General features: G+C 72.2%; 19 protein-coding genes. 8 read left to right on the forward strand and 11 right to left on the reverse strand.

What is annotated here, in order from left to right; translation table 11 throughout:
• Positions 1–174 precede the first annotated feature (174 nt).
• The 4 genes from QA634_RS22155 to QA634_RS22170 all read left to right on the forward strand — a co-directional run bounded on the left by QA634_RS22155 (position 175) and on the right by QA634_RS22170 (position 9,595).
• Positions 175–1,551: an MdtA/MuxA family multidrug efflux RND transporter periplasmic adaptor subunit gene (locus tag QA634_RS22155; protein ID WP_012334146.1), complete on the forward strand. Its 1,377-nt coding sequence runs from the start codon at positions 175–177 to the stop codon at positions 1,549–1,551.
• A 10-nt stretch (positions 1,552–1,561) separates the two neighbouring features.
• Positions 1,562–4,681, forward strand: coding sequence for a multidrug efflux RND transporter permease subunit (locus QA634_RS22160; protein ID WP_012334147.1), 3,120 nt, complete (start codon positions 1,562–1,564; stop codon positions 4,679–4,681).
• 145 nt (positions 4,682–4,826) lie between these two features.
• Positions 4,827–8,108 (forward strand): efflux RND transporter permease subunit, encoded by a 3,282-nt coding sequence (locus QA634_RS22165; RefSeq protein ID WP_012334148.1) that lies wholly within the window; start codon positions 4,827–4,829, stop codon positions 8,106–8,108.
• Positions 8,105–9,595 (forward strand): efflux transporter outer membrane subunit, encoded by a 1,491-nt coding sequence (locus tag QA634_RS22170; protein WP_012334149.1) that lies wholly within the window; start codon positions 8,105–8,107, stop codon positions 9,593–9,595. Before QA634_RS22165 ends, QA634_RS22170 begins: the two co-directional genes overlap by 4 nt.
• A gap of 41 nt (positions 9,596–9,636) precedes the next feature.
• On the opposite strand, the gene QA634_RS22175 is transcribed toward QA634_RS22170, so the two are convergent.
• Together QA634_RS22175 and QA634_RS22180 are read right to left on the reverse strand one after the other, a co-directional pair.
• Complete coding sequence (locus tag QA634_RS22175; RefSeq protein ID WP_012334150.1) at positions 9,637–10,548, reverse strand: TadE/TadG family type IV pilus assembly protein; 912 nt, start codon at positions 10,546–10,548, stop codon at positions 9,637–9,639.
• Positions 10,549–11,177: 629 nt separating this feature from the next.
• Positions 11,178–11,927: a restriction endonuclease gene (locus tag QA634_RS22180; protein ID WP_012334151.1), complete on the reverse strand. Its 750-nt coding sequence runs from the start codon at positions 11,925–11,927 to the stop codon at positions 11,178–11,180.
• A 200-nt stretch (positions 11,928–12,127) separates the two neighbouring features.
• Between QA634_RS22180 and QA634_RS22185 the strand changes: the two genes are divergently transcribed.
• Positions 12,128–12,910 (forward strand): DUF1194 domain-containing protein, encoded by a 783-nt coding sequence (locus tag QA634_RS22185; protein ID WP_012334152.1) that lies wholly within the window; start codon positions 12,128–12,130, stop codon positions 12,908–12,910.
• 31 nt (positions 12,911–12,941) lie between these two features.
• On the opposite strand, the gene QA634_RS22190 is transcribed toward QA634_RS22185, so the two are convergent.
• A complete protein-coding gene (locus QA634_RS22190; protein ID WP_012334153.1) occupies positions 12,942–13,379 on the reverse strand; it encodes a MucR family transcriptional regulator in 438 nt (145 codons plus the stop codon).
• Positions 13,380–14,047: 668 nt separating this feature from the next.
• Positions 14,048–15,121 (reverse strand): adenylate/guanylate cyclase domain-containing protein, encoded by a 1,074-nt coding sequence (locus QA634_RS22195; protein WP_026190476.1) that lies wholly within the window; start codon positions 15,119–15,121, stop codon positions 14,048–14,050.
• Positions 15,122–15,350: 229 nt separating this feature from the next.
• Between QA634_RS22195 and QA634_RS22200 the strand changes: the two genes are divergently transcribed.
• Positions 15,351–15,584 (forward strand): hypothetical protein, encoded by a 234-nt coding sequence (locus QA634_RS22200; RefSeq protein WP_012334155.1) that lies wholly within the window; start codon positions 15,351–15,353, stop codon positions 15,582–15,584.
• Positions 15,585–15,640: 56 nt separating this feature from the next.
• Here the strand turns inward: QA634_RS22200 and QA634_RS22205 are convergent, their stop codons facing one another.
• The 3 genes from QA634_RS22205 to QA634_RS22215 form a co-directional block, all read right to left on the reverse strand.
• Positions 15,641–16,060, reverse strand: a complete 420-nt coding sequence (locus QA634_RS22205; protein ID WP_012334156.1) for an EF-hand domain-containing protein — start codon at positions 16,058–16,060, stop codon at positions 15,641–15,643.
• A gap of 111 nt (positions 16,061–16,171) precedes the next feature.
• Entirely contained in the window at positions 16,172–17,494 is a 1,323-nt protein-coding gene (locus tag QA634_RS22210; RefSeq protein WP_012334157.1) for a hemolysin family protein, read from the reverse strand.
• A gap of 100 nt (positions 17,495–17,594) precedes the next feature.
• Positions 17,595–18,140, reverse strand: a complete 546-nt coding sequence (locus QA634_RS22215; protein WP_018259828.1) for a PilZ domain-containing protein — start codon at positions 18,138–18,140, stop codon at positions 17,595–17,597.
• 390 nt (positions 18,141–18,530) lie between these two features.
• Between QA634_RS22215 and QA634_RS22220 the strand changes: the two genes are divergently transcribed.
• Both QA634_RS22220 and QA634_RS22225 read left to right on the forward strand, forming a co-directional pair.
• A complete protein-coding gene (locus tag QA634_RS22220; protein WP_012334159.1) occupies positions 18,531–19,682 on the forward strand; it encodes a GGDEF domain-containing protein in 1,152 nt (383 codons plus the stop codon).
• 230 nt (positions 19,683–19,912) lie between these two features.
• Positions 19,913–21,067, forward strand: coding sequence for a GGDEF domain-containing protein (locus QA634_RS22225; protein ID WP_012334160.1), 1,155 nt, complete (start codon positions 19,913–19,915; stop codon positions 21,065–21,067).
• On the opposite strand, the gene QA634_RS22230 is transcribed toward QA634_RS22225, so the two are convergent.
• From QA634_RS22230 to ccmI, 4 genes are all read right to left on the reverse strand, one after another.
• Entirely contained in the window at positions 21,051–21,509 is a 459-nt protein-coding gene (locus QA634_RS22230; RefSeq protein WP_012334161.1) for a cytochrome c-type biogenesis protein, read from the reverse strand. The two genes, QA634_RS22225 and QA634_RS22230, sit on opposite strands and share 17 nt — an antisense overlap.
• Positions 21,510–21,513: 4 nt before the next feature.
• Entirely contained in the window at positions 21,514–23,496 is a 1,983-nt protein-coding gene (locus tag QA634_RS22235; RefSeq protein ID WP_012334162.1) for a heme lyase CcmF/NrfE family subunit, read from the reverse strand.
• Between the two features lie 126 nt (positions 23,497–23,622).
• Positions 23,623–24,114: a cytochrome c maturation protein CcmE gene (gene ccmE / locus QA634_RS22240; RefSeq protein WP_012334163.1), complete on the reverse strand. Its 492-nt coding sequence runs from the start codon at positions 24,112–24,114 to the stop codon at positions 23,623–23,625.
• A 116-nt stretch (positions 24,115–24,230) separates the two neighbouring features.
• Complete coding sequence (gene ccmI, locus QA634_RS22245; RefSeq protein WP_012334164.1) at positions 24,231–25,493, reverse strand: c-type cytochrome biogenesis protein CcmI; 1,263 nt, start codon at positions 25,491–25,493, stop codon at positions 24,231–24,233.
• Positions 25,494–25,682 lie beyond the last annotated feature (189 nt).

Consider the following 25,682-nt stretch of genomic DNA (forward strand, 5'->3'; position numbering starts at 1 on the left):
ATGGCGCAACATCGCGGCCGTACTGGCGTCTCATTGCCGTGGCGGATGACCAGGGTGATGGCGTGACGCAGCGGCGGGGTGCGGGCGGCGCCCTATACCGCCGGGACGGGACAGATCACGGGGGCGACGGGCGGGGGTGCCGTCCGGTGGGTTGAGAGGCAGCGGGTCGACGCCATGAACGAATTGTCTCCCATCCGCACCGACGACGCCGTCGAGGCGGGGTCGCGGCGGCGTCGGCGCTGGCCCTTCTGGCTCCTGGTGCTGCTCGCCCTCGCGGGGGGCGGGGTCTGGGCCTTCCGCGACTCCCTGCCGAACGGGTTCCAGTTCCAGGTGAAGCAGGCGGCCAAGCCCGAGATGGGCCGACGCGGCGGCCGGCGCTTCGCGGGCGGGGACGGGCCCCAGGCGGTCGGCGTCGCCACCGTGGTCACCGGCGAGATGCCGGTGGTGCTCTCCGGCCTCGGCACGGTGACGCCGCTCGCCACCGTCACGGTGCGCTCCCAGGTCAGCGGCTACCTCACCAGGATCGGCTTCCGCGAGGGGCAGCACGTCAGGGAAGGCGATTTCCTGGCCCAGATCGACGTGCGGCCCTACGAGGCGCTGCTCGCCCAGTACCAGGGTCAGCTCCAGCGCGACCAGGCGCTGCTGCAGAACGCGCGCCTCGACCTCACCCGCTACCAGACCCTGAACCGCCAGGATTCGATCTCCAAGCAGAACGTCGACACCCAGGCCGCCACGGTGAAGCAGTACGAGGGCGTCGTGGCCTCGGACCAGGCGCAGATCGACCAGCAGAAGCTGAACATCCAGTACGGGCGCATCACCGCGCCGGTCGACGGCCGGGTCGGCCTGCGGCAGATCGACCAGGGCAACTACGTCACGGCGGCCTCGACCAGCATCGTGGTGGTGACTCAGCTGCAGCCCATCTCGGTGCTGTTCACCCTGCCGGAGGACGTGCTGGCCCGGGTGATGGCCCGCCTGCGCGGCGGCGCGAAGTTGCCGGTGCGCATCTTCGACCGCAGCGACACGGCGGAGATCGCCAGCGGCATGCTCGACACGGTCGACAACCAGATCGACGTGACCACCGGCACCGTCAAGCTGCGGGCGCTGTTCCCGAACGCGGACGACCGGCTGTTCCCGAACCAGTTCGTGAACGCCAAGCTCCTGGTCGACACGGTGCGGGACGCGCCGGTGATCCCGGCGGCGGCGGTGCTGCGGGGCACGCCCGGCACCTTCGTGTACCTGCTCGGCGAGGACGGCAAGGTCTCGGTGCGGCCGATCACGGTCGGCGAGACGGACGGCAATCGGACCGTGGTGACGTCCGGGCTGAAGCCCGGCGACCAAGTGGTGGTCGACGGGACGGACCGCCTGCGCGACGGGGCCGAGGTGAAGGTGGCGGCGCGCGCCGCGCCCGAGGCGAGGGCGGGCGGGGCGGAGCCGGCGGCCAGGCCGGCCGCGGAGCCGGCCGCGGGCGAGGCGCGCCCCCGCGCCGAGGCCGAGGCGCCGCCGGCCGAGGGCGAGCGCCCGCACCGGCGGCGGCGGCCGCCGACGCCGTGAGGCGCGCCGCGTGAACCCCTCCCGCCTCTTCATCCTGCGCCCGGTCGCCACCACGCTCCTGATGCTGGCGATCCTGCTCACCGGGCTCCTGTCCTACCTGAACCTGCCGCTCTCGGCCCTGCCCTCCGTCGATTACCCGACGATCCAGGTCCAGACCTTCTACCCGGGCGCCAGCCCCGAGGTGATGACCTCGGCCGTGACCGCCCCGCTCGAGCGGCAGTTCGGGCAGCTTGCCAACCTCAACCAGATGACCTCGCAATCCTCCGCGGGCGCCTCGGTCATCACGCTCCAGTTCAACCTCGACCTCTCTCTCGACATCGCCACCCAGGAGGTGCAGGCCGCGATCAACGCGGCCGGCAACCTGCTGCCGAGCGACCTGCCGGCCCCGCCCGTCTACGCCAAGGTGAACCCGGCCGACGCGCCGATCCTCACCCTCGCGCTCACCTCCAAGACCCTCGCGCTCACCCAGGTTCGCGACCTCGCCGAGACGCGCCTCGCCCAGAAGATCTCGCAGGTGGCCGGGGTCGGGCTCGTCACCATGGCGGGCGGGCAGCGCCCCGCCGTGCGGGTGCGCTTCAATTCCCGGGCGCTCGCCGCCTACGGCCTCAACATCGACGACCTGCGCACCACGATCGCCAACCTGAACGTCAACACGCCCAAGGGCACGATCGACGGGCCGGCCCAGTCCTTCGCCATCAACGCCAACGACCAGATCCGCGACCCCGCCGTCTACCGGGACGCGATCATCGCCTACCGCAACGGCGCCCCCGTGACGCTCTCGGCCGTCGCCGACGTGGTCGAGGGGCCGGAGAACACCAAGCTCGGCGCCTGGATGGACACGACCCCCGCCATCATCCTCAACATCCAGCGCCAGCCCGGGGCCAACGTCATCGCGGTGGTGGACCGCATCAAGGCGCTGCTGCCGCAGCTCCAGGCGACCCTGCCGGCCGCGATCCAGGTCACCCCGCTCACCGACCGCACGGTGACGATCCGCGCCTCCGTGCACGACGTGCAGATGGAGCTGCTGCTCGCCATCGCGCTCGTCGTGCTGGTGATCTTCCTGTTCCTGCGCTCGCTGCCCGCGACCCTGATCCCGAGCCTGTCGGTCCCGCTCTCCCTGGTCGGGGCGCTCGCGGTCATGGACCTGTGGGGCTTCTCCCTCGACAACCTCTCGCTGATGGCCCTCACCATCGCCACCGGCTTCGTGGTCGACGACGCCATCGTGGTGATCGAGAACATCGCCCGCCACGTGGAGGAGGGCGCCTCGCCCTTCGAGGCGGCCCTCAAGGGCTCGGAGGAGATCGGGTTCACCATCATCTCGCTGACCGTGTCGCTGCTCGCGGTGCTGATCCCGCTCCTGTTCATGGGCGAGGTGGTGGGGCGGCTCTTCCACGAATTCGCGATCACGCTCGCGGCGACCATCGTCATCTCGGGCATCGTCTCGCTCACCCTGGTGCCGATGCTCTGCGCCCGGCTGCTGCGCCACGCGCCGCCGCGGGCGCGGCGCGAGGGCCGCCTCGCGCGGGCCGGGCGCTGGACCATGGAGGCGGGGATCGGCCTCTACGGGCGCACCCTGCGCGGCGTGCTGAACCACCAGGGGCTCACCCTCGTGGTGGCGCTCGGCACCCTCATCCTCACTTTCCACCTCTACGTCGTCATCCCGAAGGGCTTCTTCCCGGTCCAGGATACGGGCCTGATCCAGGGCATCTCGCAGGCCGACCAGACCGTGTCCTTCGCGGCCATGGCCGAGCGCCAGCAGCGCCTCGCCGAGGCGATCCTGAAGGATCCGGACGTGGTCAGCGTCTCGTCCTTCATCGGGGTCGACGGCCAGAACGTGACCCTCAATTCGGGCCGCTTCCTCATCAACCTGCGCCCCCGCGAGGCGCGGGCGGAGCACGCGGGCGCCATCATCCGGCGGATCGCGGCGCGCACCGCCGAGGTTCCGGGCACCACCCTCTACATGCAGCCGGTGCAGGACCTCACCATCGACACGGCGGTGAGCCCCACCCAGTACCAGTTCATCCTGGAGAATCCGGACCTCAACGCCTTCGAGGCCTGGGTGCCGCGCTTCGTCGAGCGGCTGCGGCGCATCCCGGACCTCGCCGACGTGGCGAGCGACCGGCAGGCGAACGGGCTCGCCGCCCACATCACCATCGACCGCGCCACCGCGGGCCGCTACGGCATCACGCCGGCCTCGGTCGACAACGCCCTCTACGACGCCTTCGGGCAGCGCATCATCTCGACCATCTTCACCCAGTCGAACCAGTACCGGGTGATCCTCGAGGCCGATCCCGACCTGCACCGCACGCTCGCCTCCCTCAACCGGATCTACCTGCCCTCCTCGACGGCGCAGAACGGTCAGGTGCCGCTCTCGGCGATCGCGACCGTGACCGAGAAGCGGGCCCCGCTGCTGATCAGCCATCTCGGCCAGTTCCCGGCGACCACGATCTCGTTCAACCTCGCCCCCGGCGCCTCGCTCGGCCCGGCCGTGGCGGCGATCGAGGCGGCGCGGGCCGAGATCGGCCTGCCGGACAGCTTCCAGCTGGTCTTCCAGGGCTCGGCGCTGGCCTTCCAGTCCTCGCTCAAGAACACGCTGTTCCTGGTGCTCGCCGCCATCGTCACGGTCTACATCGTGCTCGGCGTGCTCTACGAGAGCTTCATCCACCCGATCACCATCCTGTCGACCCTGCCCTCGGCCGGGATCGGGGCGCTCGCCGGGCTGATGCTGTTCGGGCTCGACCTCGACATCATCGGCATCATCGGCATCGTGCTGTTGATCGGCATCGTGAAGAAGAACGCCATCATGATGATCGACTTCGCGCTCCAGGCGGAGCGCGAGGAGGGGAAGAGCCCGCGCGACGCGATCTACGAGGCCTGCCTGCTGCGCTTCCGGCCGATCATGATGACCACCTTCGCGGCCCTGTTCGCGGCGGTGCCGATGATCTTCGGCAGCGGCACGGGGGCGGAGCTGCGCCAGCCCCTGGGCATCTCGATCGCGGGCGGGCTGATCGTGAGCCAGGTGCTCACGCTCTACACCACGCCGGTGATCTACCTCGCCTTCGACCGCCTCGCCCGCCGCCTGGGCGGCCGGCGCCGGGGCGGGCTCGCCCCGGGCGGGGCGGTGCCGTGACGGCGCGCCGCGCCCTCGCGGCCGCCCTTCGGGCGGCCATTGTCCGGGCGGCAAGCTCTCGGGCTTCAAGCTCCCGGGCGTCCCGCCCGTCGGCGGGACGGCTCCGGCGCGGCGCGGGTCGGCGCGCGACGGGGAGCGGCGCCCCGTGAACCTGTCCCGCCCCTTCATCCTGCGCCCGGTCGCGACGACGCTGCTCAGCATCGGCGTGCTGCTCGCCGGGCTGTTCGCCTTCCTGCGCCTGCCGGTGGCGCCGCTGCCGCAGGTCGATTTCCCGACCATCCTGGTCCAGGCGCAGATGGCCGGCGCCAGCCCGGAGACCATGGCGGCGACCGTCGCGGCCCCCCTGGAGCGCCGCCTCGGCCAGATCGCCGACGTCGACCAGATGACCTCGACGAGCTCGACCGGGCAGACCCGGATCGTGCTCCAGTTCTCCCTCGACCGCGACATCAACGGGGCCGCCCGCGACGTCCAGGCGGCGATCAACGCGGCCCGGGCCGACCTGCCGACGGCGCTCCGCCAGAACCCGACCTACCGCAAGTTCAACCCCGCCGACGCGCCGATCCTGATCGTCGGCCTCACCTCGAAGACCCTGAACCCGTCCAGCCTCTACGACAGCGCCGCCACGGTGGTGCAGCAGAAGCTGTCCCAGCTCGAGGGGATCGGCAATGTCGACGCGAGCGGCTCCTCGCTGCCCGCGGTGCGGGTGGAACTCGAGCCGGGCGCGCTCTTCCACTACGGAATCGGGCTCGAGGGCATCCGGGCCGCGATCGCGAGCGCCAACGCCAACTCGCCGAAGGGCGCGATCGAGACCGTCACCCGCCGCTACCAGCTCTACGCCAACGACCAGGGCCGGGTCGCGGCCGATTACCAGGACATCGTCGTCGCCTACCGCAACGGCGCGGCCGTGCGCCTGCGCGACGTGGGCGAGGTCGTCGACGGGGTCGAGGACCGGCGCAACCTCGGCCTCGTCAACGGCCGGCCCGGCGTGCTGCTCATCGTCTACAAGCAGCCGGGCGGCAACGTCGTCGAGACGGTCGACCGGCTCAAGGCGGCGCTGCCGCAGATCAAGGCGGCGCTGCCGGGCGACATCGACCTCGTCGTCACCGGGGACCGCAGCCTCACCATCCGGGCCTCCCTGCGCGAGGCCGAGCGCACCCTGATGATCTCGGTCGGGCTCGTGATCCTGGTGGTGTTCGTGTTCCTGCGCTCCGCCCGCGCGACCCTGATCCCGGCCGTCGCCGTGCCGGTCTCCCTCGTCGGCACCTTCGCGGCGATGTACCTGTGCAACTACAGCCTCGACAACATCTCGCTGATGGCGCTGATCATCGCGGCCGGCTTCGTGGTCGACGACGCCATCGTGGTGCTGGAGAACATCCAGCGCCACATCGAGGAGGGCAGGCCGCGGCTGGAGGCGGCCCTGCTCGGCGCCCGGGAGGTCGGCTTCACGGTCCTGTCGATGAGCCTGTCGCTCGTCGCGGTCTTCATGCCGATCCTGCTGATGGGCGGGCTGATCGGCCGCTTCTTCCAGGAATTCGCCGTGGTCCTGTCCCTGGCGATCCTGATCTCCCTCGTCCTGTCGCTCACCACGACGCCGATGATGTGCGCCCGGCTCCTGCGCCCGGAGCCGCACGGGCGGCGCCCGAACCTCCTGGCGCGGGGGCTGGAGGCCGGGTTCGACTGGGTCTTGCGCGGCTACGGGCGCAGCCTCGGCTTCGCCCTGCGCCACGGCGCCCTCGTCATGCTGGTCATGGTCGGGGCGATCGCGCTCAATGTCTGGCTGTTCGTGATCGTGCCGAAAGGCTTCTTCCCGCAGCAGGATGCGGGCCAGATGATCGGCGGCATCCAGGCCGACCAGCGCATCTCCTTCCAGGCGATGAGCGCCAAGCTCAAGCAGGCGACCGACATCGTGCAGGCCGATCCGGCGGTGGAGAGCGTCGTCGGCTTCACCGGCGGGCGCGGCACCAACTCGGCCAACGTCTTCGTCGGGCTGAAGCCCCTCGGCACCCGCGACCCGATCGCCCAGGTCATGGGGCGCCTGCGCCCCAAGCTCGCCGCCATCCCGGGCGCCCGGCTCTACCTGTTCCCGCGCCAGGACTTCATGGTCGGCGGCCGGCAATCCTTCTCGCAGTTCCAGTACACCCTGCAGGGCGATGCCGGCGAGGAGCTCTACGCCTGGGCCCCGAAGCTGGTCGAATTGCTGCAGAAGGACCCGATCTTCACGGACGTCACCTCCGACCAGCAGCAGGGCGGGCTGGAGAGCCGGCTCGTCGTCGACCGGGCGACCGCCTACCGCTACGGCCTGACGCCCGACCTGATCGACAACACCCTCTACGACGCGTTCGGCCAGCGCCAGGTCTCGACCATCTACAACGCGCTCAACCAGTACCGGGTGGTGATGGAGATCGCGCCCCGCTACCTCGGCAACCCGGAGACGCTGAAGCAGATCTACGTCTCGACCTCGGGCGCGCGGGCGCGGGGCTCGGCCTCGACCAACGCCGTGGCCGGCACCGTGCAGAGCGCCCAGATCGCCGCGGGCGACGCGAGCGCCGCCGCCGCCGCGGTCGCGACCGACTCGGCCCGCAACGCCGCCACCAACGCCATCGCGGGCAAGGCCGGCGCCTCCTCGGCCGCCGCCGTGAGCAGCGCCAAGGAGACGATGGTGCCGCTCTCGGCCTTCTCGCGCTTCGAGAGCGGCACCGCCCCGGTCCAGGTCAGCCACCAGGGCCTGTTCGTGGCGACCACGCTCTCGTTCAACCTCGCGCCAGGCAGGACGCTCGGCGACGCGACGGCGGCGATCGAGGCGCACATGCGCGCGCTGCGCATGCCGGCGACCATCCACGGCGAGTTCGCGGGCGCGGCCAAGAGCTTCCAGGCCTCCTCGTCGCGCCAGCCGCTGCTGATCCTGGCGGCCCTGCTCACCGTCTACGCGGTGCTCGGCATCCTCTACGAGAGCTTCGTCCACCCGATCACCATCCTGTCGACCCTGCCCTCGGCCGGGATCGGGGCGATTCTCGCCCTGATGCTGACGGGGGAGGAGTTCGGGGTGATCGCCCTGATCGCGATCTTCCTGCTGATCGGCATCGTCAAGAAGAACGCCATCATGATGATCGACTTCGCCCTCGACGCGCAGCGCTCCCGCGGCGTCGATCCGCGCGAGGCGATCACCCAGGCCTGCCTCTTGCGCTTCCGTCCGATCCTGATGACAACGCTCGCGGCGCTGCTCGGCGCGCTGCCGTTGATCCTCGACGGCGGCGAGGGCTCCGAACTGCGCCGTCCGCTCGGCATCGCCATCGTGGGCGGCCTCATCGTGAGCCAGGTCCTGACCCTCTACACGACCCCCGTCGTCTACCTCGTCCTCGACCGGCTGCGGCTGCGCGTGACGCGCCGCCCCTCCGGCCCGACGCCGCTGCCCGCGCCGGCCGAATGAGCGCCCTGCCCGCACGAATCGGGGCGGCGATCCTGCCGCCGCTGCTGCTCGGCGGCTGCCTCGTCGGGCCCGACTACGCGCGCCCGTCGGTCGAGACGCCGCTCGCCTACAAGGAGGGCGGGGCGCCCGCCACCGCCATGCCGGGCCGCCACTGGCGCCCGGCCCGGCCCCGCGACGAGGCGGATCGCGGCGATTGGTGGCGCGTCTACCGCGACCCGGCCCTCGACCGGATGATCCGCCTCATCGACGTTGACAACCAGTCGCTCCGCAACGCGGTCGCCGCCTACCGGCAGGCCCGGGCGCTGGTCCAGGAGGCGCGGGCGCAGCTCTTCCCCACCGTGCTCGGCGCACCCGGCATCAGCCGGTCGCGCAGCGCCGGGATCGAGCGCACGACCCTGACGCTGCAGGGCTCGGCGAGCTGGGAGCTCGACCTGTTCGGGCGCGTGCGGCGCCAGATCGAGAGCGACGTCGCCGCCGCCCAGGCGAGCGCCGCCGACATCGCCGCGGTGCGCCTCGCCACCCAGGCGGAACTCGCCAGCACCTATTTCCAGCTGCGCTACCAGGAATCGCTGCAGCGGCTCCTCGACCAGACGGTGCAGGCCTACCAGCGCTCGCTCGCCATCGCCGAGAACCAGTACGCCGCCGGAGTGGCGGCCCGCTCCGACGTGATCACCGCCCAGACGCAGCTCCAGACCACCCAGGCCCAGGCCATCGCGGTCGGGTTGCAGCGGGCGATCTTCGAGCACGCCATCGCGACGCTGATCGGCAGGCCGCCCTCCGAGGTGTCGCTGGCGCGGGCTCGCCTCGCCGCGGCGCCGCCGAGCGTGCCGGTGAGCCTGCCCTCCGACCTCCTGGAGCGGCGCCCGGACGTCGCCGCGGCCGAGCGCGCGGTGCAGAGGCAGAGCGAGCAGATCGGCGTCGCCGTGGCGGCCTTCTACCCGACCGTCACGCTCTCGGCCAATGGCGGCATCGCGGGGGACCCGGCCCGCAACTTCTTCTCGGCCGCCAACACCTTCTGGTCGGTGGCGGCGAACGGCTCGCAGGTGCTGTTCGACGGCGGCGCCCGCGGCGCCGCCCTGCAGGCGGCCCGGGCCGCCTACGACGCCAACGTCGCGACCTACCGGCAGACCGTGCTCACCGCCTTCCAGGAGGTCGAGAACGGCCTGTCCGGCCAGCGCATCCTGGCCCGCCAGGCCGCCGCCCAGAACGTCGCCGTGGAGAGTTCCCGCCGGGCGGTCGAGATCGCCCTCAACGAGTACCGGGCCGGCACCCAGAACTACACGACGGTGGTGACCGCGCAGGCCCTGGCGCTCAGCAACGAGGTCACGGCGCTGCAGATCCTGCTCAACCGTTTCACCAACTCGGTCTCGCTGATCCGGGCGCTCGGCGGCGGCTGGGACATCCGGGCGCTCCCGAGCGGCGACGAGCTGAAGGGCTTCCGCACGCTGCCGATCGATACCGGGCAGGCGCTGCGCCCCGACGAGTAGCGCTTCCTCATCCCGGCCATCAGGGCCGATGACCGTTGCCGTCACTCGACCAGCCGCACGTCCCGGTCGACCTTGTTCGTGGTCGTGCAGGTCACGGAGTAGACGAAATCCTGGTAGTTGAAATCGCCGCCATCCTCCCAGTACTGCGTCGAGCCGCCGGGGTCGTAGCATTTGCCCTGGATCCTGATCCACTGGGACGAATTCGAACTGTCTGAGTAGTAGACGGACGGGTTGACGTGCAGGCCGCGATAGCTCGGGTCCTTGTAGACGACCATCTTGAAGCCGTACGTCTTGTAGTTGCTGACCGGCTGAGTGAAGGTCTGTGGAGGCGGCGGATTGTAGGATTTTGTGGCGGTTCCCCCGGCAGGATAGTTGTAATCATATTGCAGGACTAGGCTCTCGCTGAGGAGATTGCCGTTGCCGTCGCGCGTGAAGAAGTAGATGTCCTTGTCGAATGCGCCCTGCGCCGACAGAACCTTGAAGGTGATGGTGGAGATCTTGAGGGTCGTGGTTCCCTTCGCGGTGGATCTGAACGAGAGGTCGAGCGACCGCACTCCGATGATCGAGACGACGGTGGTCCTCATCGTGGCGGTCGCCTCGGCGGTGACAGTCCCGTCGGGATTCTGGGTGAAGGTCAGGCGCGTGATCGTCAGCGGGTCGCTTCCGGGCGCGGCGCCGTCGAGCGCGTAGGCGAAGCTGGCGCTGGTCTTGAAGGCTTGGCGGCCGAAATCCGCGTCGAAGCTGGTGTTGCCGACCACCGCCATGACCGCGCCGTCGAGGGCGGCCTGGACCTTGCCGCGGTAGGCCAGGGCCCTCTGCAGATCGATGCCGCACCCGATCGCCAGCAGCACGGCCGGCATCATCCCGGCGAACATGATCCCGATCGTGCCTCGCGCATCGCTGCGCCAGCCGGGCACGGCGCGTCGGACACGCACGGGGGACACCTCGATCATGCCGAATTCCTCACGTCAGACGCAGAGTTCGTGGTCGCACACGGCCTCGTTGCGCCCCGAGAATGAGATTAAAAGCTTGATCGATCCTTGATGGGCTGTCAGAGTCTCCGCCTTATCGGGAGTTTGATGCCGTCCTTATCGGCGAGTACAAGCAGAATGACCGCGGATAAAGCGGTGGTGCGTCGGCGGTCGAACCGAAGTCTAAGAGACTATATCGTAGACTTTGCGTCATCGATCGGCCGTTCGGATGGTCGACGCGATCACGGAGGGACGGCGCGGCGGCCGCGGGCGCGACGGGATCGCAGCGGGCCTCAATCGGGGAGGCGTGCCCAGCGATCGGATCGCGTCCGCCCGCGCGCAGCGGCCGACGAGGGGCCGTGCGCTCCCGTCGGGCCGGGCGTGCGATGCCGTTGTCCGGCGATCCGTTCGGCCCCTTGGTGGCACCCACCCCTCCCTCGTGCCGAGAGGGCGTGAGGACCATTACCGTGCGGCCTCACGATCCTGGGCTTCGCTCAGGCGCCGGCGGGCTCGTGATCCGATGGGTCCCTTGCGGATGGCGGATGTGGGCTCCGGGCAAGGGCCGCGCGGGCGCGTGATCCGGGATCCGCTTCGATCGACCGGATCCCGGATCAGCCCTCGTCCAGTTCCAGCACCGCGAGGTCGTCGTGGTGGAGCAGGAGCACGTCGGTCGCCGCGGCGAGCTTGCGGGCGGCCGGGGTGAAGCCCGCATTCGAGACCACCGCCGCCCAGTCGGCGCTCCAGTAGCTGCGCGCCGCCACCACCTCCTGCACGGCGGCGTTGCCGACCGGCTTCGTGTAGCGCTTGCACTGCAGGACGAGGCGCACGCCGCGCTGCTCGGCGATCACGTCGGCGCCCTGGTCGCCCGAGGCGCGCGTCGCGCGCGCGGCCCAACCGGCGCGCTCCAGCAGCGCGGCGCAGTAGCGCTCGTAGGCGATCCCGTCGTCGGGCAGCTCCTCCTCGGGCCCGGCCGGCGCCAGCGAGGCCGCCTCCACGATCGCCACGAGGTCGGCGCGGCGCTCGGGGATCAGGTCGGCGTAGCCCTCCGCCTCCAGCCGCGGCACCAGGGTGCGGGCGATGTAGTAGGCGCGCTCGCGCTCCCACCCGTCGAGGATCAGGTTGTCGTAGGCGTCGAGGTAGCTCTCCTGGCGGCGGCGGAGGGCGAGCACCTCCCGGTGCCGGGCGACGAGGGCGCGCGCGCGTCGCCGGAAGCGGCGCCCGCGGCCGAGGCGGCGGACCAGGATGACCGCGAGCGCGAGGCCGCCCGCCGCCAGCGCCGCCCGCCCGATCCACAGGCTCGCGAGGGTGCCGGCCACCACGGGCCAGAAGGCGAGATCGGCGATGCTGCGCGGCGCGGCCATGCGGGCTCCTCGGGCGGGAATCTGGCCGGGCGGGGCTGCGGGCGCCCTAAACCGGCGCGGATCCGGGCGGCCATCCACAGGCGTCTTTCGCCCGGGACCGATCAGCGCAAGGGCGGTGGGCTCCCTTGCGCGGCTTCCGGCCATTTCCGATGCTCGCCGCTCCGGCCCCGCGACTCCGCGCCCGGCCGAGGGAGCCCCCGATGCGGCGATCGAGCCTCGCCTGTCTCGCCCTGCTCCTGTGCTGCGCCGTCGGGCGCAGCGCGGAGGCGCCGGTCGAGGTCGACGTCGCCCTCGTCCTCGCCGTCGACGTCTCGCTCTCGATGACGGCGGAGGAGCAGCTGGTCCAGCGCAGCGGCTACGTGGAGGCCTTCCGCTCGGCGGTGGTGCAGAGGGCGGTCGGCCTCGGCCAGATCGGGCGCATCGCGGTGACCTACGTGGAATGGGCCGGCGTCGGCAACCAGCGCGTCGTGGTGCCCTGGACGCTGATCGGCTCGCCCGAGGAGGCCGCCTCCTTCGCCGAGCGCCTCGCCCAGAGCCCGCCGCGCCGCTCGACCTGGACCTCGATCGCCAGCGCCATCGACTTCTCGGTCGGGCTGTTGTCGCATGGCGGCTTCGCGCCGCTGCGGCGGGTGATCGACGTGTCGGGCGACGGGCCCAACAACCAGGGGCGGCCCGTGACCCGCGCCCGCGACGACGCGGTCGACAGGGGCATCACCATCAACGGCCTGCCGCTGATGATCCGCGAGCCGTCCGGCCCCTGGGACATCAAGGACCTCGACCTCTACTACCGCGACTGCGTGATCGGCGGCCCGGGCAGCTTCATGATCCCGGTGCGGGAGCGCGAGCAATTCGCCGAGGCGATCCGCGTGAAGATCGTGCGCGAGGTCGCCGAGCGGGGCGCCGCCGCGCCCCTCCGGCGGACCCAGGCCGCCTCGCCGACGAACTGCCTCGTCGGCGATCGGCCGAGCCCTGACTGGGATTAACGTCTTAGCTGGGCCGCGGCGGCGGAGCGGGTCAGGCGCCGTCGCGCCGGCCGCCCCCCGTGCGCCGCCGCTGCTGGCCGAGACCCATGGTCTTCGCCAGTTCGGACCGCGCCGCCGCATAGTTCGGCGCCACCATCGGATAATCCGGAGCAAGGTTCCACCGCGCCCGGTACTCCTCCGGCGTCAGACCATATCGGCTGCGCAGATGGCGCTTCAGTGACTTGAACTTCTTCCCATCCTCGAGACAGATGAGATAGTCCGGGGTGATCGACTTCTTGATCGGCACGGCCGGGGTCAGAGGTTCGGGCTTTTCTTCTGCCGGATCCTTGCCGAGACGCCCGAGCGTCTCGTGAACCGAGGCGATCAGCGCCGGCAAATCCGCCATTGGCACCGAGTTCTTGCTCACGAACGCCGACACAATGTCGGCGGCCAATTCGATGTAGTCCGTCGACGCCTCACTCTCACTCATCCTGCCGATCCCCTGTACCGGATGCAACGCGCTCAGACACAGACGTTCCCCACATAACGTGCGCTTGCGTCAGGGATGGTCTGTCTCTTCCAGATCAACCGACTATTGCGTCCGCCGCGTTCACGCAAGAGGGTACTAGAACGACTCCCATAGTATTCCCAGCTTAGGCTGCGCGCGCGCATCAGCGTGGCCATGTCGCAACGTATGTAAGTCGCCCGATTCTGTCGTCGCCACCTCAGCTGAGCCGATCTAGCCAAGGTCGGGCGTCATCGGCGGAAGGGCGGACCATTTTAGGATGGCCGCGCTCCGCGCCGCGGTCCCTCCGTGCCATTGTGCGGGATCGCCGCGGCCGGCGGGCGAGCGATCGCGGCATGTGTGGAAAAAAACCTATACACCGGTCCCGACGAACCAGAATGTAGTCTTTCACATAAGTTATTGCGGTCGGCCCGGAACTTCCAGTCGCCGCGGCGTCGCGCCCGGATCCGGCCACGACGCGCCGGTCCGGCGTCGTCCGGCGCGGCGCCGAGCACAGGGGTTGAACTTGGAGCGGGGGCCGGTCGCGGGCGCACCGCGCCCCGCGGGCGCGCCGAAGCTTGGCCTCATCTTCGGCGCGCCGGGCGCCGGCGGCCGGGCCGGGCTCCGCGCCGCTGCCGCGCGGCCGCCGTGAATCAGCGGGCGGCCCGCATCCGTCCCGCCGCGCCGGATCCCGCGGCGGCCGCCTCGGGGAGCGCGTCGCGGGCGAGGGAGGCCACGGCCAGGGTCTGGTCCCGCCCGCGCAGGGTGTGCCGCCCGAGCGGCGTCGCGCGCACGCCCGGCGGCAGGTGGGGCAGCAGGTCGAGGAGATCGGCCGAGATCAGGACGGGCGCGTCCAGGGTGCGGCAAAGGGTCTCGATCCGCGCGGTCACGTTCACGGCGTCACCGAAATACGCGATCTTGTGCCGGTCGACCCCGACCTCGGCGGTGACCACCGAGCCGCCGTGCAGGGCGGCGCGCACCTCCGGCACGACGCCGAACCGCTCGCGCCACGCGGCCGAGTCCCGCGTCAGCGCTTCCCGAATCGCGAACACGCAGGCCACGCAGCGCGCATCCTGCAGGCCGCGGGCCATCGGCCAGGTGATCATCGCCATGTCGCCGATGAAGTCGTCCGTCGAGCCCTGGTAGCGGCGGACGGGTTCGGCGACGGCCGCGAAGACGGCCGACAGGTACGCCTGCGCCTTCAGGTCGCCGCGGGTCTCCGCGTAGGCGGTGGACCCGACCACGTCGACGAACAGGAAGATGCGCTCCTCCTCGACCGGCCGGTGGTAGCGCCCGATCATCAGGTTGACGAAGACCTCGGCGCCGATCAGGTCGCGCATGCGGACCACGAAGACGAGCAGGGCCGACACCGCGAGGGCGTAGACGAGGGCGCGGGGTGAGGGGATGACGGCGTCGACGAAGCGGTCGCGGCTGAGCCCCGTGCCCCACACGAGCAGGCCGCCGAGCCCGTGCCCGAGAGCGATCATCCCCACATAGGCCAGTTCGGCGAGGGGCACGTAGAGGAGGGTGGGCAGCTGCCGGCAGCGGGCCTGGAGGCGCGGCACCAGCAGGCCGCGCTCCAGGAGGAGGCCGCACACGCCGATGCAGAAGCCGTAGACCGCGGCGACGACCGGGATGCCGTTGCTGAAGAGCGCGTCGTACACGAGCCCCGCGCCGGTGCTGAGCGCCAGCATGGCGACCCAGAACCAGACGTGGTGCGGGATCAGGCCGGGGGAGGCCTGGGACGGACGGCGTCGAGCCGTCGCGGCCGGGGTGTCGAGCGGAGCGGCGCGGGTCACCCGTGGGGTCTCCCTGAGACGGGGCGTGCGCCCATCCCCTGCCAGCGGATTGGGGCTGTTTTCGGAAGGTCACCCCCTCCGGGCCCCGCCCGCTCTGGAACCGTTGAGCCTAAGGCGACGTTTGAGCGGTCGAACAACCTTGACCCAGGAGCATCCCATGCGCATCCGCAGCCTCTGCCTCGCGCTCGCCACCGCCCTCGCGGCGGGCCCGGCCCTCGCCGAGGACGTCACGATCATCCGCCGCGACCCGCCCCCGGTCGAGCGCTCGACCGTGATCGAGAAGCGCTCGGTCGAGAGCACCGGGTCGGTCGGCGGCTGCGAGACCAAGACCGTCCGCAAGGAGAACGAGTTCGGAGACTCGAAGACGGTGCGCAGCGAGCGCTGCGACTGAGGCGGACGGGGCGCCGGGCTCACGCCCGCGCCCACTCTCCCGAGCGGGGCGCCGGCTTACTTCAGGAGCCGCGCGAGCGCCTTGCCGGCCGGGGTGGCGAGTTCCTTGGCGTCGAGCGTGCCGTCAGTGTCCGGGTCCGCCGCCTTGAAGCGCGCCTCGACCAGGGCGAGGTACTCGTCCTTGGTGAGGGTGCCGTCATTGTCCGGGTCCGCCGCCTTCAGCTCCTTGCGGCTCAGCCGGCCCTTCAGCTCCGTGGCGTCGACCGTGCCGTCATTGTCCTTCTCGGCCGCCTCGAAGACCTTGGTGGCGGCCGCCTTGGCTTCGGTCAGGTCGATCGTGCCGTCCGAATCCGTGTCGACCGCCGTGATCGTGCGGTTTCCCGCCTTCGGCTTGGCCTCGGCCGCCCCGCAGGCCAGCAGCGGCGATACGGCCAGCAGACCCGCGAGCAGCACGGTCCGGTACGAAGACATCCTCATCGTCGCCTCTCTCGTCCCATCGGGCGGGTGACCGCGCTTCCCCGGCGTCGGATCGGGCTCCGCCCGACGTCACAAATAGGTCCGCCGCGCTGCGGTGCAACCGGTCTTCCGTCACGGCGAGGGCCGCTCCGCCAGCACCTTGTCGACCCGGCGGCCATCCATGTCGACCACCTCGAAGCGCCAGCCCTCGCGCTCGAACGTGTCGCCGGCGGTCGGGATGCGGCCGAGTTCGGAGATCACGTAGCCGGCGAGGGTCGAGTACTCGTCGGTGTCGGGAGCTTGGCTGAAACCGAGGCGCTCGAAGGCCTCCACGGCCGGCATCATCCCGTCGATCAGGAGCGAGCCGTCCTGGCGCTCGACCACCATCGGCTCCTCGTCCTCGGCGTCCGGAATGTCGCCCGCGATCGCCTCCAGCAGGTCGGTCTGCGTCACGATCCCTTCGAGATTGCCGTACTCGTCGACGACGATCGCCATCCGGACCGGCTTGGCCTTGAAGGTCTCCAGCACCCGCAGGATCGGCATCGCCTCGTGGACGACGATCGGCTCGCGGACCAGCCCGGCAATGTCCGGCTCGGCGCCGTCCAGGATCTGGTTGAGGATGTCCTGCTTGCGCAGCACGCCGACGATCTCGTGGATCTCGCCGCGGCTCGCCACCAGGGCCTCGTGGCGGCACGCGCGGACCGAGTCGAGGATCGCCTCCCGCGGCTCCTCGACATCGACCCAATCGACCTCGTGCCGCGGGGTCATGATGTCCCTGATGCGGCGCTCGCCGATCCCGAAGATCCTCGCCACCGCCTCCTGCTGCGCCTCCTGGATCAGCCCGGCCTCCTGGCTCGCCGCCACCAACAGGGTCAGTTCGGCGGGCGAGTGCAGCGAATCCTCGCCCGTGCCCGGCTGCAGGCCGCACAGGCGCAGCACGCCGTTGCCGAGCCCGTTCAGGAAGGCGATGGCCGGCCGGAACAGGATCAGGAACAGGCGCAGGGGGCGCACCACCACCAGGGCGGTGCGCTCGCTGCGCTGGAGGGCGAGGCTCTTGGGCGCCAGTTCGCCGAGCACGATGTGGAGGGCCGTGATCACCACGAAGGCGATCGCGACCGCGATCGCGTGGGCGCTCGCGATGCCGAGGGGGGAGGGCAGCCACGCCAGCAGCGGCTCGATCAGGTGGGCCAGGGCCGGCTCGCCGACCCAGCCGAGGGCGAGCGACGAGATGGTGATGCCGAGTTGCGTCGCCGCGAGATGCGCGTCGAGGTGATCGGTCGCGCGCTGCAGGGCGGCGGCATTGGCCCTCCGCTCCGCCACGAGTTCCTGAACCCGGCTGCGCCGCACCGCCACCAGGGCGAATTCGGCCGCGACGAAGAACCCGTTCGCGAAGACGAGGAACACGACGGCGAACAGGCCGAGGCCGGTTCCCCAAGCGCTGTCGGAAAAAATCACCGCCTCCCGTGGCGTGGCGCAACGACACCTCGGCAGGTGGTCGCAGGCCCCGTCATACCGTGACTGCACCCACCGGGCTACGGCCCGCGGGACGGCGGGCTCACAGCACGACCTGGTCGTTGAAGGTCTCGGGCCGGAACGGCAGCTTGAACGCGACCGCGATGCCGCCGTCGAGGTGGCGCACCACCGTGGCGAAGCGCTTGCCGACCGTGACGGTGGCGCCCACGGCCGGGCGGGCCGCCATCGCCACGGCGGCGCCCGACATCGAGAGGTCGATCAGGGTGCCGGGCAGGAGCGCGCCGTCCGGCAGCTTCACCTCAACGGCCTTGGTCACCGGCACGATGCGCGCGTCGCTGCGCTGGTCGATGCGGCCGTTCGCCCGCGCCGCCAGCCAGTCGAGCCGGGCCGCGATCCGGGCGCGGCGCTCGGGCGACACCTCGATCGCGACGACGAAGCCGGTGGGCGTCAGGGACCGGATCACGCCCGTGATCGCCCCGATCGTGTCGAGGTAGATGGTGACCGGATCGCCGAGGAGCCCCGGCACGGCGGCGAGCAGGTCGGCCTCCGCCGGCGAGAGGCTCCGCGTCTCGCAGGCATGCTCGTCGCCGTTCGGCAGAAGGTAGCGGCCCGCGATCCGCAGGAGCACGGGCGCCGGTCCGGCCCGGCGGGAATCCGGTGAGCTGACCCGTTCTGACGTCTGCACCATGACACCCCGCCCGGTCCGAAGCGCCTCCCCGGACATCGACCCGCCGGCCGCCACGCCGGCAGCACCGGCCGGTCGCGGCCCGCCCCGACTCCGCGCGGTCACTCTGCCCGCCCGACGTTGCGAATTGGTTGTTGCGATCGCCGACTCGCGAGGCGGGCGCGCCGCCGGCCGCTCTCCGTCCATGCCCCAAGGGCGAACTCTCTCCCGGGATCCGTCCGCGCCCCCCTGCGGCGGTCGCGGCGGCGGCCCCGGCGATCCGGCCCGCATAAAGGATGTTCATCTTTGCCATGTTTCTTGCAGGACGCTGGGGAACGTGGAGAGAACCGGACGATGCTCGACGTGGCGACATTGCTGGCCGTCGCGACGTGCCTCTGTTTCATCGTCGGCCTGCTGTTCCTCCTGTCCTGGCGCCAAGCGCCCCGGACCCGGGCGCTCGCGATCTGGGGCGTCGGGCATCTGCTCGCGGCGGTTGCATCGGTCCTCCTCGCGGGGCAGGGCACGCTGCCCGACCTGGTCTCCATCGGCCTCGCGAACGCGCTGATGCTGGGCGCCTTCGGCCTGATGTGGAGCGGCGCGCGCAGCTTCGAGGGGCGCCGGACGCCCCTCGCCGCCCTGGCGGCCGCCCCCGCCCTCTGGTGCGCGGCCTGCGCGGTCCCGGCTTTCCTGGCGAGTTCCTCGGGGCGGGTGATGCTCGTCGCGGCCCTCGCGGCGGTGCCGTGCGGCCTCACCGCGCGCGAGATCTGGCGCGGGCGCGGGGAGCCGCTCGTCTCCCGCCTCCCGGCGGCCGCCCTGACGGCGAGCGAGGCGCTCCTCTTCGTGGTCCGGATCCCGCTCACCGCCCTGCGGCCGCCGAGCGAGCCCTATCCCCTCACGCTCCCGGGGATGGGCGCCCTGGTCCTGCTGGGCCTGCTCTACACGGTGGCGCTGGCCTTCCTGTTCCTGGCCCTGGCCAAGGAGCGGCTCGAATGGCAGCAGCGGCTCAGCGCGCTCACCGATCCGCTCACCGGGGCGCTCAACCGGCGCGGCCTGGAGCAGGCCGCCGCCTGCGTGCTGGCGGGCGGGCCGGCGACGCTCCTCCTCCTCGATCTCGATCACTTCAAGCGCGTGAACGACACCTACGGGCACGGGGTCGGGGACGAGGTGCTCGTCGCCTGCGCTGCCGCGATGCCGGGGTGTCTCCCGCCGCGGGCGGTGATCGGGCGCCTGGGCGGCGAGGAATTCGCCTGCCTGCTGCCGGACGGGGAGGGGGCGGGGGAGATCGCCGAAGCGATCCGGCGGGCCGTGGCGGCGCTGCGCCTGGAGCGCGCGCCGGACCTGCACGTGACGGCGAGCATCGGCGCCGCGCGGGGCGGTTCGGAGCTTCAATGCCTGATCGCCAGGGCCGATCGGGCGCTCTACCGCGCAAAGCGCGGCGGTCGCAACCGCGTCGCCTGGGATCCCGACCGCGTCGGGCCGCCTCCCGATCTCGACCTCGCGTCGTGATCCGACATCCGACGGGTTGCGTCGCCATGCGGAGTTCGGCTTCGCTCAAGCGCCGCGCGGGCGAGGGAGCCTGGCCGGCGCGCCTGCGGCCGGGGCCGATGCACCGCGGCATCGTTGCCGCGAAAACCACCGGCCCGCGCCCCGGATCGCTCGGAAATGCGGCCGGAGCCGTTGTCTCGGCGGCGGGATTGTATTGTTGATATCCTGCACGCAAGGATACTCGCCTGCCGATGGTGCTCGATGCCGCGACGCTGATGCTCGTGACGATGTTCGTCACGCTGATCGTCGGCCTGCTGTTCCTGCTGTCGTGGCGGCAGGCGCGGCAGACCCGGGCCCTGGCGATCTGGGGCTTCGCGCATCTCCTCGGGGCCGCGGGCTCGGCGCTGATCTCCGGGCGCGGCCTGATCCCGGACGCGCTGTCGGTCGGGCTCGCCAACGCCATCATGCTGGGCGCCTACGCGCTGATCTGGAGCGGCGCCCGCAGCTTCGAAGGGCGCGGGACCTCCCCGGCCGCGCTCCTCGCCGCGCCGCTCCTCTGGCTGGCCGCCTGCGCGGTACCTGATTTCTACGCCTCGATGACCGCGCGGATCGTCGGCGCCTCCGGCGCCGCCGCCCTGCTCTGCGGCCTGACCGCGTGGGAGATCTGGCGAGGGCGGGACGAGCCGCTGGTCTCGCGCGCGCCCGCCGCCGCGGTGGTGGGGAGCGAGGCGCTGCTCTACGCCGTGCGCATCCCGGCCACCCTGACCTTCCCGGTCCCCGCCGGGAACCCGCTGGTCAGCCCCTGGGTGGCGGTGCTCTGCTTCGCGGCCCTGCTCTACACGGTGGCGATCGCCTTCCTGTTCATGGCGCTGGCCAAGGAGCGGCTCGAATGGGAGCAGCGGCTGAGCGCCCTCTCCGACCCGCTCACCGGCGTTTGCAACCGCCGCGGCCTGGAGGTGCGGGCCGCCTCCCTCCTGGCGAGCGGGCGGGCGACGCTGCTGCTGTTCGACCTCGACCACTTCAAGCGCGTGAACGACACCTACGGGCACGCGATCGGCGACGCGGTGCTGGTCGGCTTCTGCGCCGCCGCCCAGGCGCTGCTGCCGCCCCAGGCGGTGCTGGCGCGGCTCGGCGGCGAGGAATTCGCCTGCCTGCTCCCCGCCGACGCCGCGGCCGGCCCGATCGCCGAGACGATCCGGCGGGCGGTCGCGGCGCTGCGGCCGGATTGCGAGCCGGGCCTGCGCATCACGGTGAGCGTCGGCGCTGCCCGGGGCGGCACCAGCCTGGAGCGGCTTCTCGCGCGGGCGGACGCGGCGCTCTACGAGGCCAAGCGCCTCGGCCGCGACCGCGTGGTCTGGGCCGCGGGCGCCCGGCGGGGAGACCGCGCGCTCAGCGCGGCCTCGTGAGCTCGGCGAGGGCCGCCTCCTCCTCCGGCGACAGGGAGGCCGGCCGCGCGGGCCGGCGGCGCCGGGCGCGCAGCCACAGGCCGAGCCCGCCGAGGGCGAGCACCGCCGGGGGCGTGAGCCAGAGCACGGCCGTGTGCCACGCCAGGACGGGCCGCAGCAGCACGAATTCCCCGTAGCGCCGCACGACGTAGTCGACCACGGCCTGATCGTCGTCGCCCTGGCGCAGGCGCTCGCGCACGATCAGCCGCAGGTCGCGGGCGAGCGGCGCGTCGGAATCGTCGATCGACTGGTTCTGGCAGACGAGGCAGCGCAGGCCCGCCGAGATGTCGCGCGCCCGCGCCTCGAGCTGCGGGTCGGCCATCACCTCGTTCGGCTGCACCGCCCGGGCGGCGGGGGCGAAGGCGAGGAGCAGCAGGAGGGCGACGGGGAGGAGACGCGGCATCGGCCTACTCCGCCGGAACCGGCGCGGACTCGGCGGGCACCCGGCGCTGGGCAGGGGCGCCGATCCGGAAGCGCCGGTCGGTGAGGGAGAGCCCGCCGCCGAGCGCCATCACCACGGCGCCGAGCCAGATCAGCAGCACCAGCGGCTTGTAGTAGAGGCGGATGCCGAGCGCGCCGTCCGCCTGGCTCTCGCCGACGCTCGCGTAGACCTGGCTCACCCCGATCGTCAGCAGGCTCGCCTCGCTCACCGCCATGTTGCGGGCGCCGAAGAAGCGCTTGCCGGGGTCCAGCGTGCCGACGAGCGCGCCGTCCGGTCCCCGGATCGCGAGCTGGGCCACGGTCTCGGTGTAGTTCGGCCCGGTGCGCGGCACGATCCCGCTCAGGGTCGCCGTGTAGGGGCCGGCCGTGAGCTGACCGCCCCGCGGCACCGTGGCGAGCGCCTCGACGCTCCAGGCCTGGGCGGCGATGCCGATCACCGTGAGGCCGACGCCCGCATGCGCCATCGCGGTGCCCCAGGCCGAGCGCGGCAGGCCGGCGGCGCGGCGCAGCGACAGGCCGAGGGAGCGCCCCTTGGCGCGGGTCGCGATCTCCATGGCGGCGCCGACCACCAGGTAGGCGCCGAGACCGATGCCGAGCGGCGCCGCCGCGGGCCCGCCGCGCCGCAGGGCGATCATCCCGAGCGTCGCCGCGATCCCGGCACCGACGCCGATCAGCAGGCGCTGCGCCGCCGCCCCGAGGTCGCCCCGCTTCCAGGCCAGGGTCTGCCCGAAGGGGACGAGCAGGAGGAGGGGCACCGCGAGCGGCAGGAAGGTGAGGTTGAAGAACGGCGCCCCCACGGAGATCTTCTCGCCGGTCAGGGATTCGAGGACCAGCGGGTAGAGGGTGCCGACCAGCACCGTGGCGCAGGCCGCCGACAGGAAGAGGTTGTTGAGGACGAGCGCCCCCTCGCGGGAGATCGGCGCGAAGATCCCGCCCTGGCGCAGCAGCGGCGCCCGCCACGCGAACAGCGCCAGCGAGCCGCCGATGAACAGGACCAGGATGGCGAGGATGAAGGTGCCGCGCGCCGGGTCGGTCGCGAAGGTGTGGACCGAGGTGAGCACGCCCGAGCGCACCAGGAACGTGCCGAGCAGCGAGAGCGAGAAGGTCAGGATGGCGAGCAGCACCGTCCAGACCTTGAGCGCGTCGCGCTTCTCCATCACGACGGTGGAGTGGATCAGCGCGGTCCCGGCGAGCCAGGGCATCAGCGAGGCGTTCTCGACCGGGTCCCAGAACCACCAGCCGCCCCAGCCGAGCTCGTAATAGGCCCAGTACGAGCCCATCGCGATGCCGACCGTGAGGAAGCACCATGCCAGGAGCGTCCAGGGCCGCACCGCCCGGGCCCAGACCGCGTCGATGCGCCCCTCGAGGAGTGCCGCGATCGCGAAGGCGAAGGTGATCGAGAACCCGACATAGCCGAGGTAGAGGAGCGGCGGGTGGATCGCGAGGCCCGGATCCTGGAGGATCGGGTTGAGGTCGCGTCCCTCGGCCGGGGCGGGGTCGAGCCGCGCGAAGGGGTTCGACGTCGTCAGGATGAAGAGCAGGAACACGAAGGTGACCGTGGCCTGCACGCCCAGCGTGTTGGCCCGCAGGGCCGCCGGAACCGAATCGCGGGCGAGCGCCACGATCGCCCCGAACAGCGCCAGGATCAGCACCCAGAGGAGCATCGAGCCCTCGTGGTTCCCCCAGACGCCGGAGATCTTGTAGACGAGCGGCTTGAGCGAGTGGGAATTCTCGAACACGTTGAGGACCGAGAAGTCCGAGCGCACATGCGCCAGCGTGAGGGCGGCGAACGCGAAGGCGATGCAGGCGAAGGTCGCGAGCGCGGCCGGAACGGCGACGCTGCGCAGGATTGGGTCGCGGGCGCGGGCGGCCCAGGCCGGCATCACCGCCTGGGCGAGCGAGAGGGCGAGCGCGAGCGCCAGCGCGTAGTGACCAGCCTCGATCAGCAAGGGCCTCGCCTCATTCGTATCCCGGGCCGCATCCCGGCCCCCGCCGCCTTGTAGTCCGCTTGCGCGCGCCCGCCGCCACGATGTTTCGCCGCACGGACAACCCGCCGCCATCCGCCCGGGCGGCGCTCAGGGCGCGCGCGCCTCGCCGCTCGCCGTGCGCGGCGGAGCCGGCGCCGGATGGCCGGCGCCCTCCTGCCAGCGGCCCGACTTCTTGAGCGCGTCCGCGACCTCGCGCGGCATGTAGGTCTCGTCGTGCTTGGCCAGCACCGTGTCGGCGCGGAACACGCCGCCCGGCTCCATCGCCCCCTCCGCCACCACGCCCTGACCCTCGCGGAACAGGTCCGGCAACAGGCCCCGGTAGCGCACCGGCAGGCGGGCGGCGTTGTCGGTGACCGCGAAGGTGACCTGGCTGTCGGGCCCGCGCACGACCGAGCCCGCCTCGACGAGGCCGCCGAGGCGGAAGCGCACGCCCGGCGCCACGGCCTCGCGGGCGATCTCGCTCGGGGAGCGGAAGAACACGATGGTGCCGCTCATCGCCCAGAGCACCAGCCCCAGCGCCACCGCGAGCACCGCCCCGCAAGTGCCGATGAAGACGAGCCGACGCTGCTTGCGGGTCACGGGCGGGCCTCCGGCGGCTCTCCGGTACGACGGATCGGCATCATCCGGAGCTTCTCCCGGCTCGTTCTCATGCGCGCCACTCTAGAGCATTCGAAAGGTGACGGAAATCCGCGGCGTCAGGGCGCCGCGAGGCCGAGTTCGCGCGCCACCGCCTCGACCGGGCCGGCCTCTCCGCCGAGCGCCGCGCGGGCGCGGGCGAGGGCCTCGGCCGCCCTGTCGCGCTCGCCCATCACCCCGTAGGAGCGCACGAGACGCGCCCATTCCTCGGGGCTGCCGCCCTGCGCGGCGAGGCGGCGGTCGAGCCCCGCCACCATGCCGCGGATCGCGCCGCGCTGCTCCTCGGACAGGCCGGGTCCGGCCTCGCCCGGCGGCGTCCCGCCGCTCCCGGGCAGGGCAGGCTTCGCCCCGCCCTCGGGCTTCGCCTCGCCCTCGGGCCTCGCCCCGCTCTCGGGCCTGGGCCCGCCCGCGGGCGGCGTGCCGCCGAGGCGCTGGATGCTCTCGCGCAACAGAGGCATCCAGGGCGCGTCGGCCGGGGAGGCCTCGGCCAGCGCCGCGTAGCGCGAGAGGGCGAGCGCGCGGTCCCCGTCCTGCTCGGCCGCCCGCGCGAGGTAGAAGCGCGGCTTGACCCCGCTCGGATCCGCCGCGAGCGAGCGCTCGAAGGCGCCGCGCGCCTGGCCCGACACCATGCCGTCCGCCGAGGCGACCAGCGCCTCCCCGTAATCGGCGAGGCGGGTCCCGCTGTCGCCGAGCAGGCGGAGGGCCGATTCGTAGGCCCTCACGGCGTCCTCGGTGCGGCCGAGGCGGAGATAGACCGGGGCCAGGACCTCCCAGCCGCGGCCGTCCTCCGGGTGCTTCGCGAGGTGAGTCTCGATCTGCGCGATGCCGGACGCCAGATCGCGGGTGGCCGAGTCGCGGGTGGCCGAGTCGCGGCCGGCCGGGTCGCGGGCGGAGTCGCGCGCCGCGGCGAGGCGCTCAGCCTGGGGCTGCGAGGGCAGGCTCGGCGCGCCGTAGAGGCCGTAGACGATCAGGGCCACCAGGGGCACGGTCGAGAGGGCGAAGGCCGAGGCCGCGCGGCGGTGCCGCAGGGCCGGCTCGCCCACCCGCGGCGCGTCCGCTGTGCCGAGCGTGCGGCTCGCCCGCAGCAGCCGCCGCGCCGCCTCCGCGCGGGCCGCCTCGGCCTCGCCGGGGCCGATGAGCCCGCGGGCCCGGTCGCGCTCGATGTCGCGGAGCTGGTCCTCGTAGAAGCCGGTCTCGGTGGCGAGGAGGGATTCGGCTCCCGCCTCCGGCAGGGCCGGGTTCGGGCGGCGCGACAGCGGCCAGAGCAGCGCGAGCACCGCCGCCCCGGTCATTGCTGCGAAGAGGAACCAGATCGCCGTCATGTCGATCGTCTAGCCGCCGGAACCGCCGGACACGATCGGACGGCGCGGCGACACGTCGTCACGCGATGAGGAGAGCCCCGCGCGGCGCAGGGCTGCTCTGTCGGGTCCTAAACGCTGCATTGCGCAACGCGTGCTGCATTGCAACGTTGGAGCCGCGGAGCCCCGGTCCCCTGCCGGACCCTCGTTCCT

Source organism: Methylobacterium sp. CB376, assembly GCF_029714205.1.
Taxonomy (GTDB): domain Bacteria; phylum Pseudomonadota; class Alphaproteobacteria; order Rhizobiales; family Beijerinckiaceae; genus Methylobacterium.